Origin of the sequence: Arthrobacter sp. B6 (genome assembly GCF_001663775.1) — a bacterium.
Classification (GTDB): Bacteria; Actinomycetota; Actinomycetes; order Actinomycetales; family Micrococcaceae; genus Arthrobacter.
Window position 1 is genome coordinate 593443 of the sequence record NZ_KV467168.1, and the last position, 13572, is coordinate 607014.

Here is a 13572-nt window from a genome sequence, read left to right on the forward strand (position 1 = left end):
CTCTAGTCCCTCTGTAGATTGATACGCCTTGGCTTCAATTTCCATGGCTTCACCGCTTTGACTGTTCAGATCGAGTAGTTCGCAGAGTCGCGCAAACGGCCACCCCAGTTAGTGGATGCGGAGATCCAACAACGATCAGAAGAAGCTATAGGAATTATTGTCGAAGATAATTAAAGTATCGTCAAGAGTGCGGTTCTTACTTTTTGCACCGCCTTCGGGAAGAATGACCTTATGCCGAGAATTACGCAGCCTCACGACGCCGCCTGGTCGGCTGACGTGGAGGCTGCCGTCGCAACCTTCGGCAACCGGGCGCGAAACGAGATTCTTCGATTCCTCACTGCCACTGGGCCCGCGACGCGCGGAGACATCGTCGCTGCTGTCAGCGCGGGCGATCCCAGCGTGGCCAAGCATCTGGCCGCGCTCGAAGAGGCAGGCGTGGTGACAGTCGACGTCGAGCCTGGACGTAGACACGGACGGTCACCACGGTATTCGGCGAACCCTGTCCGGATCAAGGAACTGCTCGACGCTCACCTTAAGTACCTGCTGGAGAAGTAGCTGGGTACCTTCGTAGCGAAGGCGCGTCTACACTTCGTTTTCCGCTTCCTCGCCCCCGTCGGGTTGCGAACTGGCCGCCCGCTCCCCCTCCGGCCGGCGGCTAATGTCCTTGTTCAAGTACTCGGTGATTGCCCGGAGCGTCTCCGGCGACACATCCCCCAGGGTGCGGGCCGCGAACGTCTTCACCCTCGCGGCACGGAGAGATTTCACGAATTCAAGCTGGGAATCAATCCGCTGAGGCAGATCTGTGGTGTCGCTCCCGAGCAGATACGCGGGATCCACATTGAAGATTTCGCACAAGGCGCCCAGTAGTGCCGGGTCACTCACCAGCCTGCCCGTGCCGTCCTTCATGTAGAACCAGCGGGCTCTAGAAAGCTTGATCCCCTTCTTCCCCAGCTTTTCCTGGACTTCGCGGAACGTGACGGGTTGTCCCTTCTCGGCCACGACGACGTCGAGCAGCAAGTTCAAGCGGCGTGCAAGTTCGGCCTGCGGGGAGGCTTCCGTGCCTTTGCCATCTTCTCCATCTGCGGACACGTTCACCTCCCAGACTCACATGGCCCTCGGATACGAGCCACCGATTCTTGCCCAGTATTGCCTTAGCTAAACTCCCTACGCAATAAGTGGGGCACCGTACTTCCATCACTATGGGGATGAGCGTATCGTGTTGCTGTAGACCCGTCTACAGCGGGCTCAAGAGCTTCCTCATCACGTGGTTGTGGTCTCATGGCGAACATCTTGATGAACCGGACGCGAAGCCGCCTCATTCGCATTTTGATTACCTGCGGCCCGGCGACGTCCAACCAACTTGCTGCAGCCCTGAACATAGCCGTCACATGCGTCCGTAGACACCTAACCTTGTTGTCCGAGGCAGGCATGATCATTCCCCGTTCAGGAACGTACATGGCTCAGCCGGACGAAATCGAAAGGCAACTCGCTGACCTGGCGGCCGCGTTTCAGTCAGCCGGCAGCGACGTCAGAAACCGGGCAACGGATGACTCCCATTTCTCGGTAGCGCCGTTCCACTCGAGCGAGTGCCCGGGGACGTCGAACCGAACCAGTTGAACGAGGTCCGGTCGCAGTTCCGCGAACCGCTCGGAGACCTCCACCGGCGTCGACTTGTCCTCGACGCCGTGGAGAATAAGCGTCGGCGTCTTGAGCTCGGCAGCGCGGGTAACCCAGTCCAGCGCGTAGAGGTCAATGGATTGCTTGAGACCCGTGACCCAGCGGCCCGCATTCGAACCCAGCAAGCTCAGCCCAGCCCTGGCGATAGCTTTGGGCAATCCACTGGCACTCCCGTTAGACGTCAGAGTCTCGGCCCAATCCAGAACGGGAGCCGCGAGCACCAGGCCGACGATCCGATCAGAGTGGGCTGAGAGATTTGCTGCACGCAGGGCCATCGAGCCGCCCAGGGACCATCCAAACAATACGAGCCGCTCAGCGCCATGGTCCACGGCGTAGTTGATGGCCGCTTCTACATCCAACCACTCATTCTGGCCTAATGAGTACCGGGAATCGTTCGACGGCGGCGCTTCGCCGTCGTTCCGGAACGACACGACCAGCGATATGATGCCGAGTCTGCTCACAACAGGAACACCGCGAAGGGCGCCGGCTCGTTTTCCACCCATCCCATGCGCGTGGATGGCCCATGTCGAAGACACCGGACCGGCGGCCGTGGGCGCGAATTTCCATGCGGGTGCCATACCGCCGTCGACCTGAATCTCCACGTTCTCAAATGGCAGACCCAGTTGCTCGGGTTTGGAGTACGCGTACCCGCTCCAGATGCCGGCGGTAGCAGCGTGTATGTCACCGTAGTCGACTCGCTCCACAAGCCGAGTCAATGTTCCCCCGCTGGCGTCCTCGGCTATTACAGCCCCTATGCAGGCGTGGCCCTTCCCGTTGTCGAACCACAAGCTATATCGGCCTGGCGCTCTCGTTAATAGGGTCGCTGGCAGTTCGATCCTCAGGGATCCATCCTCGCCGGGGAATACTTGCCTGATGGGAAGATCCTCCCGACGTGTAGTGCTCGGCACCACCACCCGGCGCGCAAAGTAGGCGGCGCCGAGGAACGTTATAAAAGATGCACATACAGCTGCAAGCGCCAGCGGGCCCAGCACTTTAGGAGCCTTCATCTTCGCTCCTGACATGCTTGTCAATGACCTCCCTAAGCCGCGCCAGCGTCTCCGGAGACAAGTCCTGCAATTGCCTTGCTGCGAAATTCTTGACGCGAGCTTCACGCATCGACCTAAGGAGGTTGAGCTGGGCTTCCACTAGTTCGGGTATCTCTGTTGAGTCATCCAGAAGGTATCGGCGATCCACGCCGAAGAATGACGCGAGGTTCTGCAGCAGATCCTGGTCCATAGCCAGGGAGCTGTCACCGCTTCGCATGTAGGCCCATCTTGACCGCGACAACGGCGTGCCATGCTGAGACATTGCTTCGCTGACCTCCCTGTAGGACAAGGGGCCTGTTCCTCGGGACTCATACAAATCCAGCAGGAGATTAATCTTGCGAGCGAGCCTGGCCTGCGGCGACTCAGAGGGTTCTACGGCATCATCTGCCACTTGGGTTCTTCCCCCTCCCCCATCGCGCCATGCCCAATCGACCACCCTGCGTGCTCCTATGGGAAGCGAGGTAGCTCTCTGTCCGAGTCAATGTTTGGAAATCAGCTTCATCCAGCAACTTAGCAGCAGCGGGATCCATCAGGAGAGCATCCTCGATCTCGACGAGCATCCGATGAAGCCTCCGCGTCTCTGAGTCTCCCCGCTCGATGACTCCAGTGGGCGTCGCCATGCGTCCATCCTTGCGGGTAGCTGTCGCTTTTTCCCAAGTGGATGTGAGGTCTTCGAGTAAGCCAGCCTGGGTCCTCAGTTGCGTTCGGTGAGCGATCCGGCGCGCAACTGGTGGCAGGGCCAGTCCAGCACACAGGAACAACATCGCCCCAGCAAAACTGGTGTCGTAGATGGCAGCCAACTGCTGCATGGTCGCCTGGTCTCCGAGAAGATGGGCTAGGTCCATCCCCAAGACTGAGAACACTACGACGATTGCGAGGAAGCACCCAACGCCGATGAGGGTGAAGGCGATGCGAAAGTAAGATGCGGCCATCCGACGTCGGAATCTAAAGCACACGTATCCGGTGACGCCGACTACCACCCCGATGTAAATAAACTGGATGGCGGAATAGAGGGCGGCAGCAGGCTGGTCCCCGTAATCCAACATGAATTTCGTTGAGGACGCGGGTGCTTCGATGCGGAGGAATGCAAGGACCAGCCCCACGGAGACTAGACCCAGAATTAGGAGGCCGCGACGGTCTCTGCGCACAGGTGCATCGTTAAGCTCTGAGGCCCGGAGGATCGCCTGGGAAAGGAAGTAGATTCCCACGACCATCAAAATGTTCGCGAGAAGATCCAGGAGGTTGCGGCCGCCGAGGGCTCGATCACCCACGAGATAGATTGGATCGACGTTCAAGGAGAGCGCCGTTGCAATCGCAACGGCGGCAACGAGGATGCTGTGGTCCTTCCTCGTGCGCGCGCCTGGCAGCAAGCACAGAACGAGGCACCAGATGACCGCAGCCGTGACTGCCTGGATCACCCGAAAACCTGCTCAAATGACCTTGGCTCCATGGTGCTGTCGCGGATAGCGCCGGCAAGAAGATCTGCGAGAGTCTCAGCTGCGGCCTCCAGGTCGTCGACGAAACTGCTCCGTGCCAAAGCTCGTGACACCATCTCTCCGTCAAGATTCGGGAAGAGGCTTGCTGCATAGTCGGAGGAAATTCCCAACTCATCGTGGCGCAGGATCATATGCCCAAGTTCATGAAGGATGAACTGCTGCCTATGGAGCGCTGAGTCCGTGACGGCGTGCAGAATGATTTCCCGAGTATCCGTCGACAACCAGAGACCGCAGACGGACGTGCCGTTGAGGATCGTCGTGGCTTCGATCTCGATTCGACGCCGACGTCGGGCGGCCACGATGGCGATGAGCCTCTCCAGCGTCAGGTGGTTCGGTAGCCGCAGTGATGCGAACGCCTCGGCCGCAACCTGAACTGGCCCCTGTTCTTGCGATTTTTGCTGGTCCATACCGCCCCCTCCTTGCAGCGGACAGCAAGTTGTGACTGCCATTGACGGCGGCCACGGGAGTGCACCAGGCGCCCCAACTTCAATTGAACGCCCCCTCTCTGGACATGTCCAGAGAGGGGGCATCAAGTTGGCCCACTATGGACGGCGGCTTCAAGAGGCGTACAGATGGTCGCGACGGCCAGATGGTCGCGACGGCGTCGGGTGTGCAGTTGGGCTGTCCCAGTTCCTTGGAACCGGAACACCTTGGTGGGGGCTACAGCCACAATGGGACCGTGTCAGGGAGAGCCAGCCTCGTGGTGCACGGCGTGTTCCTGAGCTGTCATGCCAGTATCAATCCAAATTTCGTCGGGCAAGAATCCGGCTCCCACGCGATTTCCTCCGACGTTTAGTCGCTTCCAAGTCAGCTCGTTGGCAATGTCTCCTGCAAACTTACTCACTCCCCGGAGTGCTACGGCCAGCTGTTGTGAATTAGATCCCAGCCCGGCCCGCACCAAGGGATGTGCATCGCCTTGAGAATAAAGTTCCTTGACGAGTCGCTCGGCGACTGGGACATGCCAGCGTTCGTTTAGTCGTCTGTCGACTGCGTAGAGGTGAACGTTCCAAAGATCCGCGAGCCTGCCAATCTCCATCAGTCTTTCGTCTTGCTCTCTGAACATCTGTGTTCGTGCCCCGTCGAGCTTGTCACCACTAGAGCCTTCGGCGCCGATCCTGTGCTCTAGGTCAAGATCGCTCTCTGCGTCCGAGAAAGCTTCCCAACCATCAGGGAAATTCTTGTGGGCCATTGTTATTTTCGCGTTTCGAAGGACCTCAAACTGCTGCCACGCATCCTCCAGCGCTTCGGAGCTGATAGAGAGAGCTTCAGAAAGCACAGGACGGAGAAAACCGTAGAGCCGGGGAGACGCGTTTTCCAGAGCCCGGTCCGTGCCGAAGATGCGCGCGAGCAGCTCATCCTGATCCTTGTGCCCGCTTGGCACCTCCCGTGACAATAAGCGGCGCACCAGGGGGTAACGTTTGGAGGCGACGGCGGCGATACCGGCGGCGTAGAACAGAATAGAGCCGGCTATATGGTTCATCCGAAGAAGTTTCACGAGGCCAGAGGCCCTCAGCTGATGTGAGAATCGATCGAGCTCTTCTATCCACCAGCCGTCGGTGTCATCGCTTCCCCAGTACGCAAGGGTTGAGACCAAAGCGGCCGGTACCCTGCTTGCCTCTTCTACTCTGCCGACCATCGCCAAGTAGCCGTCTTCCGCTTCGGTTAGGTTTTCCCCCAAGTTCAGCTCGGGGACGCGCCGAAGCCGGTCGAATTCCCGAGACAGTGTGTCGTGTAAACGGATCGCAACCCACCGTCCGGACAGTTCTCTCTTGGCAGTCTCCGCAGCTGCGGAGACTGTTAGGGGATGACGCGCTGCGCGGTTCACCAGGGCGGCCAAGGAGTCTGCGAGGCGGCCAAAAGCAGTATCTGCATCTAGGGGCACTAAGTAGCCGTTCATCAGCTGCCTGAATTCTGCCGCCAACGTGGATTGAAAGCCGGGTTCAATCCACATCATTGTGTACCGGGAAGGGTAGTTGGCTTTGATGGCAGTCACTAGAGCAGGATCGTAGGTCGCCGACCAGCCGGCGATGATCAAGCCATAGTCGCGAAGGATACGCCGCAGAAGCTCCAACATCTCCGGTTCATAGACATCAAGTTCTGCCGTCGTATTCAGCATGGAACTCGGGTTGAGGTAGTCCCCATGTAGATGGACGATGCAGCATTCCAAAGTATGAAGCGGAGCCAACCCCGCCACGTCGCCCGCCGACGCAACGATTGTCGGCTCAATGCCTTCATCCCTAATTGCCTGCTCCAACAGCCTGTCGAAGTTAAGCGTCACCAGAACCCGCAAGGCCCCGGCTTTGACCAGCTTGGCGATCGACCTATGCGCCAACGTAGGCTTTCTCGCCTCGGATTCATCGTCAGGATCGGCCGGTTCGAAGTATTCACGCAAGAGCCGTTGTCGCTCAAGCTGGGACGGCGCCAGCTTCTCCAGCAAATTTTCGTACCTGGCTTCCTCACCAAAACGTGCTTCGTACCACGCCGCAGGATCCTCAGGTGCGTCTTCTCCGACAAGCACGGCGACTCGGGAGATCAGATCGGTCACTACACCCCAGGCAGTGAGGATTCCGCTCGGGGCAGAAACGCCAGCGCCAAGGAGTACTGCGTATGCCCCTGGGTTTGCCCGCAGAGAAAAGGCAAGTGATAACAGTGTGTCCTCGTCAAGGGTGGAAGTCGTCATGGAATCACGATATCGAGGCTGAGACATTGGGCATCACACTAATGGAACGTGTCCCACTTCCCTGGTAACGGGACACGATTGGCCTGCACTCCCCGGCAAGCCTCTGCTGGGTAGGTTTCGAGCTCGGCTTGATCAACCCAGCGCGCAAGAATGCTGAACGCAGCCAGCTGTTCCAGCGCCAAATGCTCATCCGTTGGCCCTGCAGGCTCGTGCATGCCAGGGTTACGAATAGCGGCGTAAAGTCCCTCTGCCAACGCGCGGGCACCCCTGTGAAGATTTTTATAGGTATCGCTTGAATCATCCTTCATTAGACGCAAACGGGGCGCACCAACTTTGGGGGATTCGAGGCTGAAAACTTCATTGAATAGCTTCGTTTCAGAAACGTCTTTGCGTCCAACTTTGTTTTGCGTTTCTGCGTTCACTCGGATAGCCGCCTGCATTACAGCTTGGTGGAAATGACCCGTGTGCCAGAACGCTTTGCCACTGCCCCACGCCCATTCATGTAGTGCGCTTGCGTTCATCTCCGGCGCACCGTCCCCAAGACGCTGGGCGATCTCATCAGCCCTCTTCAGCAAGGCTTTCGCTCTCGAAGCTTGGTCTCGCAGCCACCTATATTTGGTGTCCGGGTTCGGCCGACCACTGGCCCAGCCTGCCGGCAACACGCGATCCAGAATCTGCTCGACCACAACGGCTGCTTCGCTCGCCGCACTCTGCGATCCGCGCATAACCGTTCCCATGTAATAGACACCCGAACCCGACTGGTTAGGACTGACCTGAGTCGTCACCTGCAGAAACTGGTCAATTTCTTGTTCAGCCCACTGAACGTCCAGTCCAGCCACGAATTCTCCTCTACAAAAATCATCGGAACTGAGAGCCATCCTCGCATGCGGAGACGTCTAGACCGTTACAGCGCAATAGCGCCGTCAAGCTCCAGACGTGGAACTTCATAGCCAATGGCTTGTGCATCCCACTTCTTTGAGACTGAGACGACGACGTGGCTCCCTCGCATCCACAATTCTGTCAGTGGCTGGTGTCACACTGTCTGCAATTAGGTTGGCTAGCCAGTCGTTCACGTTCACGCCGGAATCCATAGAAGGCTGAACGATCTGGCCAGGTTCTGGGGAAAACATTATGCCGCTCGTTGCACATCTCAATGGTTCGAGGACCGAGGCCCATCAGCTTTCAGCAGATGAATGGGCCGTTCTCAAGTCGGTCTATAAGCAACGAACTCTTACAATGACCTGCGGTCAACCTGGTGTCCCCAAGACATCCAAACTCGGTTTTCAGTACTTCGCACATAAGCCTGGCACTGATTGCACAATTCATGCAGGTGGGCCAGAAAGTCCTGAACACCTGGCGCTAAAGGCCGCGGTGGAAGCTGCTGTAGAAGCGTGCGGATGGACTGCCAATCTCGAATACGCTGGCCCCCAGCGTAGCTGGATTGCGGACGTATTAGCGGAAAAAGATGGACGACGAGTCGCCATCGAGATACAGCTTTCCCCGCAGCAACCGGCAGAATTCGTCCGGCGGCAAGAACGCTACAAAGCGTCTGGCCTCGAATGTATCTGGCTTGTCGCACCACTCAACAGGCAGAATGCAGCCGGAGTCCCGTCTTATGTGATCGTAGATTCCCCAGATAAAGTCATCATCGAAACCCCGACAGCCAACCTCGGTGAACCGGGCGGAGATGTAGAGCTAGCCTCAGCCATCCGCAGCGCTCTAACCGGACACCATCTGCAATTCATAGACGCCACCGTCACTGCATTCAGCATCTCAACCGGCATGAAGAAGTGCTTCCGCAGCGAATGCCGAGCATGGATGACGATCTGCCGTCTTGAGCGCGTCCAGATCGAAACACGGTGCGGTCTAAGGGGCACCGTAGGAGCAGAGTACTTCGGCAGACTGCACCTGGAAGACCGCGCTGAGAAGGCCGCCTGGCCGGTCATCCTCAAAGCCCTCTATGCCGAAAGCGACTTGGCCAGACCAGCACCACTTCGCATGAAGAACAGCAATGCAGCCGGGCACGCCTACCTCGGCTACACCTGCCCCTCTTGCGGCTACCTCCAGGGCGACATTCCCATGACGGAGGAAATCCGAAACTGGCACGAGTATGTCATTCCAGAGCCTGCACCCATCCCGCTGAAGGCCTCGGCCTTACGGGCCACACATATGTGTAGAGATCATGGCATCGGATTCTGTAGCCAGTCACCCAAAGACCCAACTGCCGCATCATTTCCTGATGGTCAGGTCGCACGAGTCTGGCACAGCCGGGAACTCCTCACTGACGTGCTTTCTCCCATTCCTCCGAAAGGGGCAAGGGCGGCGGCAGGGGCAATGACCGGGCCGCAGTCGCGTAATTCAGGAAGTGCGGCAAACAGCAACCGTCTTCAGAGGTCAGCCAAGGCGGCACAAAGGCAGCCACGCCCCAAGCAGTCGCCGCCTGCTGCGATGGCCCCAACCGCAGGAGGACCTGCACCAGAATCACGCCCTGCAATCCCACCTAATAGCGAGGTGGACAAGGCTCCCAGACAGCCGGCACAGCAGGAAAGCTGGTCAGAAGCCCGCCTTCGAGTGCTGGCGGCTAGGAGTCACTCCCCCAACAAAGTGACGGAGATGCCTGGAGTGAAGCCTGTGGAATACATGACGTTGAAGGAGTTAGCCAATGCCCTATTCATTGCAGTGAGCCTCCTCGAAAACGGCCATGTTCTAGACGTTTCAGCTGCCCGTCGGAGACAGGGGCTCCATGACAATCTCCCGGACCTGTTGGGCGAGCGCTACCCAAAGGGAAACCCTCCGCATCGACCACTGAACGGTGCGAAAAAGAAAGCCAAATAGCTCTGCGATTCACAGACTTTTTTGGAGGCTTGCCAAATACAGGTCAAACCGGTCGTTATTGACTTGCCTGTCTGGGCTGCGTACAAGCAGCTGTGAGCACCTGCATCACCGGCTGCAGCCCAAAGCTCGTATTGCAGGGGCAGAAACGGGTCGTTCTTGAAATCCGTCACCTTTCCAGACTCGTGTCTAACGGCAGGTTCCGCTGAAAGCCACCCTGAGATAGTGAGAGCCCGATTGTGGGATACGAGGGGTAGCGGGAATGGAAAAACCATCAGCGCTATGGAGATGATCCCCTTTCTAGGGTGCGCACCTTCGTAGAACGCGCCAAAATCGTAGATCGGTTAGTTCGCTCCTTGGACCAACGGGTCTATTTGCAGCCTTCTAGAATGCTGATGATCGCGTCGTGCTCCGCCTGGGTAACCCAGAGCCTGTATTTGGCCTTAACGGCAGTTTGGCGGGCGATGTACTCGCATCGGAAAGCGTTGTTCGGCGGAAGCCACGTTGCTGCGTCGTTGTCACCCTTGGCGCTGTTGGTGGGCCCGTCGGCAGCCATGAGATTCAGCGGATCGTTGGCTAATTCCTTGCGCTGGTCCGAGCTCAACTGCTGCGCACCCTTCTGCCAGGCGTCGCTGAGGGGAACAATATGGTCGATCTGGACATCGGAGCTGGTGTCCTGGCCGCGCGCGAAGGTAATCGTGGTGCCTGCGTACTTATCGGTCAGGGTTCCTGTTATGACCACGCAGTCGTTGGTGCCCGTCTTGAACGTTTCGTTCGCCATGTCGCGGGCGAGGATGTCGTTGCGGATGTCGCAGCCGTTGCGGTCAACGTCGGCCCAAGCCGGTCCAAACTCATCGCGGGTGTAACCGGTCTTTGGGGCGCGCCCCTTCACCGGAATGCCCTCCAGTTGTACAAGGGCGTCGGCGGCGTCACTGGCAGCGGCCGGGTCCAGCGGGGCAGGCCCATCAGTAGCACTACCCTGAGCAGACTCAATAACCCCTAGAGCGTCAGCTGCAGCGTCGCAACCTACTAATGACCCAGCCAACACCAAGGCGGTGACAGCGGTCAGTACTTTGGCGGGAGAAAAGGTCGTCTTCATTGTCCTCTTGGTTGTTGGCGATTGTTCCACGCTAGCTTCGACCAATGCCTGCCGCCTGTAAGCGTGTACGTGGCACCGGCCAGACACGTCGACGCCTTAAGACTCCGGCGTGATCCGCTCCAGATGGCCACTCGCTGGCTCATTCGTTCCAAACGTTGCCGGGATGCGAAACGTCACCCTGCTCAGTTCGCATTGGCCAGTCTGACCTTCGAGCGGGTACCGATGAGTCGTTCCTTCGTCACCGGGCGACTGGGTGAGAGCGGGGGTCGAGTAGCGTCGGGGAGAATTTCACTCAACTTCGCGATTTCTAGAATGTGTTCCGAAGTAAAGATGATCTTTCCCTTTCCCCAGCACGCGTGGGGAAAGCGTCCGCTTGTGGCGCCATCACGCAGCCATGACTCCGTGCAGCGCATGAGGGCGGCAGCTTCTGCGGGTTCGAAGAATTCGATCTCCATGGAAACCTCCATCGGGAAGGAGCTTATTTGCTACTTCCATAGACGCCAGTCAATCCCATCGACATGACCGGAAGTAGCCAGAGGCATCGCGCCGCCCAACCGTCACCTAAGGAAAGCTGTCACCGAGCGTTCCGTAGCGTCAGCCCCCGCCTGAAGCGCCTCCGGCATCAGGTGCCCGTACACCTGCTCTGTAGTCCGCGTGGAGGCGTGCCCGAGCCGGCGCGAGATGGTGAACAAGGGCACACCATCCTGGATCAGCCAGGACGCGTGAGTGTGCCGCAGGTCGTGGATCCGCGGATTCTTGGTGAGGCCGATAGCCTGGGCTGTTTGAACGGCAGGAACCCAGTAGTGGTGCCAGTAGAGCTTGTGGATGATGCGCTCACCCTTAGGCGTCGTGAACACAAGTTCCCTCCCTGGCCTGCTCGCCACCAACGGAATCAGCAATTCCACCAGCGCAGGGTTCAACCCTATGGTTCGCTTGCCGGCACCTGTCTTCGTCGCCCCAATGTAGAACTGGTTCTGGCCGTCCCGTTTCCATGCCTTGTTGATCCGGGCCGTGGGCGGTTTCGAGAGCAGGTCGACGTCAGCGACAGTAAGGGCGGTGGCCTCGCCAAATCGGGTGCCGGTCATCACCAGGAAGTTGGTGAAGGCCTTGTACCGCTCCCCCATCCCCTCCATGATGAGGCTGAACTCCGCATGAGTGAGGAACATGGCCTCATCCTCGGCCTTTTCAATCCCGGGAAGCTGCACGCCGCGGCAAGGGTTCCTCGCAATGTATCCGAGCATCTCTGCGGTATTCATGGCGGCCGAGATCAGGCCGTGCACGTTATGGATGGTCTTCGGCGCCTTGCCCTTGGCCATCATGGACTTCACCCAATGCGCGATCAGTCGATAGTCCAGCCTGTCCACCGGTACATGGCCAATAACGTTCCGGATGTGCAGGTCCAGCATGGTCTGGTAGGTCTTCGTGGTTCCGCTGGATGGGCGGATCAGCAGGTCGATGTGTTCCTGAATGACCTCAGCCACTGTCGGCGTGCGCTTCTCGTTCGACAGGATGGCATGCTGTGCGATTTCGAAGGACTGACCATTGGCGTCCAGGAGCCGCTTCAGCGTCTCAGCTTCAACAAGGGTGCCAACGGTGAGGCCTTGCGATGCTCGGGTTTTCGGATCCCGCCAACGCACCATGTAGGACTTGGACCCGTCCTTTTTGGTGCGTGTAGCGATGCTGGCCATAGAAAAACGTTACGCTCGTGTACACACTTTTGGTGGTTTTGTACACACTCAACCGCCCGACAGGCCTTTGACCTGCGGAAACACTGTGCCCGAGGTGGGACTCGAACCCACACACCTTTCGATACCGCATTTTGAGTGCGGCGCGTCTGCCAATTCCGCCACTCGGGCGCGGAATACATGGAGCATCAGGGTACGCCCACAGCTGATTGTGAGCAACGCGATCACTTCACGTACGCGGAATTACTCTACATGCAGATAGGCTGAATTCCAGAATCGCGCCGCTGACGCCGCAACTGACCATGCAGATCAAAGTACAGCCGCGGGCCCACCTAAGATAGTGATGTTCCCGCCGTACCTTTTCAAGGAGATCCCGTGACTGAACAGACGGAGTCAAACCCCACGTCCCAGCCGGCGCGCCGCGTCATTGTGGCTGAAGATGAAACTCTCATTCGCCTCGACATCATCGAGATCCTGCGCGGTGAGGGCTACGAGGTTGTCGGCGAGGCAGACAACGGCGAGAAGGCCGTGCAGCTCGCAGAGGAACTCAAGCCGGACCTCGTCCTGATGGACGTGAAGATGCCCGTGATGGACGGCATCTCCGCCGCCGAGAAGATCGTCAAGGCCCGCATTGCCCCCGTGGTGCTGCTGACCGCGTTCAGCCAGAAGGAACTCGTGGAGCGGGCCCGCGACGCCGGCGCCATGGCCTACGTGGTCAAGCCTTTTACCCCCGCAGACCTCATACCGGCACTGGAGATCGCACTCTCCCGGCACGAGGAAATCAAGGCCCTCGAAAGCGAGGTCTCGGACCTCCAGGAGCAGTTCGCCACCCGTAAGCTCGTGGAGCGCGCCAAGAGCCTGCTGACCACCAAGATGGGCCTCACCGAACCCGAAGCGTTCCGCTGGATCCAGAAGACCTCCATGGACCGCCGCCTCAGCATGCGCGAGGTTGCCGAGACCATCATCAACCAGGTCAACTAGCAGCCCCGATGGGGCCGGCCGGTGACCCGGCAAGCCCCATCACCAGACCACAAGCAAAAGGACCCCCGCAATCGGC

Annotated in this window: 14 protein-coding genes and 1 tRNA gene; 4 read left to right on the forward strand and 11 right to left on the reverse strand. The window is 58.7% G+C overall.

Annotation, left to right across the window (positions count from 1 at the left end):
- The first annotated feature begins 231 nt into the window (after positions 1 to 231).
- Positions 232 to 555 carry an ArsR/SmtB family transcription factor gene (locus tag AU175_RS02475; RefSeq protein WP_066285556.1) on the forward strand — a complete coding sequence of 108 codons (324 nt, stop codon included), beginning with the start codon at positions 232 to 234 and terminating at the stop codon, positions 553 to 555.
- A gap of 27 nt (positions 556 to 582) precedes the next feature.
- Here the strand turns inward: AU175_RS02475 and AU175_RS02480 are convergent, their stop codons facing one another.
- Positions 583 to 1089, reverse strand: a complete 507-nt coding sequence (locus AU175_RS02480) for a hypothetical protein (protein ID WP_066285558.1) — start codon at positions 1087 to 1089, stop codon at positions 583 to 585.
- 204 nt (positions 1090 to 1293) lie between these two features.
- On the opposite strand from AU175_RS02480, the gene AU175_RS22725 reads away from it, so the two are divergent.
- Positions 1294 to 1617, forward strand: coding sequence for a helix-turn-helix domain-containing protein (locus AU175_RS22725; protein WP_442855303.1), 324 nt, complete (start codon positions 1294 to 1296; stop codon positions 1615 to 1617).
- Here AU175_RS22725 and AU175_RS02485 read toward each other — a convergent pair.
- The 6 genes from AU175_RS02485 to AU175_RS02505 all read right to left on the reverse strand — a co-directional run bounded on the left by AU175_RS02485 (position 1509) and on the right by AU175_RS02505 (position 7738).
- Entirely contained in the window at positions 1509 to 2684 is a 1176-nt protein-coding gene (locus AU175_RS02485; RefSeq protein WP_197497024.1) for an alpha/beta hydrolase family protein, read from the reverse strand. The two genes, AU175_RS22725 and AU175_RS02485, sit on opposite strands and share 109 nt — an antisense overlap.
- A complete protein-coding gene (locus AU175_RS21165) occupies positions 2671 to 3114 on the reverse strand; it encodes a hypothetical protein (protein WP_082978984.1) in 444 nt (147 codons plus the stop codon). Before AU175_RS21165 ends, AU175_RS02485 begins: the two co-directional genes overlap by 14 nt.
- Positions 3104 to 4141 (reverse strand): hypothetical protein, encoded by a 1038-nt coding sequence (locus AU175_RS02490; RefSeq protein ID WP_066285561.1) that lies wholly within the window; start codon positions 4139 to 4141, stop codon positions 3104 to 3106. The genes AU175_RS21165 and AU175_RS02490 overlap by 11 nt, the downstream gene beginning before the upstream one ends.
- Entirely contained in the window at positions 4138 to 4626 is a 489-nt protein-coding gene (locus AU175_RS02495; protein ID WP_066285563.1) for a hypothetical protein, read from the reverse strand. Before AU175_RS02495 ends, AU175_RS02490 begins: the two co-directional genes overlap by 4 nt.
- 275 nt (positions 4627 to 4901) lie before the next feature.
- The gene (locus AU175_RS02500) at positions 4902 to 6899 is read right to left on the reverse strand and encodes an SIR2 family protein (protein ID WP_197497025.1); all 1998 of its coding nucleotides are present in this window, start codon (positions 6897 to 6899) and stop codon (positions 4902 to 4904) included.
- A gap of 38 nt (positions 6900 to 6937) precedes the next feature.
- A complete protein-coding gene (locus tag AU175_RS02505; RefSeq protein WP_066285566.1) occupies positions 6938 to 7738 on the reverse strand; it encodes a TIGR02391 family protein in 801 nt (266 codons plus the stop codon).
- Positions 7739 to 8030: 292 nt separating this feature from the next.
- Here AU175_RS02505 and AU175_RS21170 point away from each other — a divergent pair, with 292 nt between their 5' ends.
- Positions 8031 to 9734 (forward strand): competence protein CoiA, encoded by a 1704-nt coding sequence (locus tag AU175_RS21170; protein WP_082978987.1) that lies wholly within the window; start codon positions 8031 to 8033, stop codon positions 9732 to 9734.
- A 367-nt stretch (positions 9735 to 10101) separates the two neighbouring features.
- Here the strand turns inward: AU175_RS21170 and AU175_RS02510 are convergent, their stop codons facing one another.
- From AU175_RS02510 to AU175_RS02525, 4 genes are all read right to left on the reverse strand, one after another.
- Positions 10102 to 10830 carry an HNH endonuclease family protein gene (locus AU175_RS02510; protein WP_066285568.1) on the reverse strand — a complete coding sequence of 243 codons (729 nt, stop codon included), beginning with the start codon at positions 10828 to 10830 and terminating at the stop codon, positions 10102 to 10104.
- Positions 10831 to 11012: 182 nt separating this feature from the next.
- The gene (locus AU175_RS02515; protein ID WP_156642164.1) at positions 11013 to 11285 is read right to left on the reverse strand and encodes a hypothetical protein; all 273 of its coding nucleotides are present in this window, start codon (positions 11283 to 11285) and stop codon (positions 11013 to 11015) included.
- A 102-nt stretch (positions 11286 to 11387) separates the two neighbouring features.
- The gene (locus tag AU175_RS02520; protein ID WP_066285571.1) at positions 11388 to 12518 is read right to left on the reverse strand and encodes a tyrosine-type recombinase/integrase; all 1131 of its coding nucleotides are present in this window, start codon (positions 12516 to 12518) and stop codon (positions 11388 to 11390) included.
- Positions 12519 to 12604: 86 nt separating this feature from the next.
- Positions 12605 to 12686 (reverse strand) — tRNA-Leu (locus AU175_RS02525).
- A gap of 204 nt (positions 12687 to 12890) precedes the next feature.
- Here AU175_RS02525 and AU175_RS02530 point away from each other — a divergent pair.
- Positions 12891 to 13496: an ANTAR domain-containing response regulator gene (locus AU175_RS02530; protein ID WP_066285573.1), complete on the forward strand. Its 606-nt coding sequence runs from the start codon at positions 12891 to 12893 to the stop codon at positions 13494 to 13496.
- The last annotated feature ends 76 nt before the right edge of the window (positions 13497 to 13572 follow it).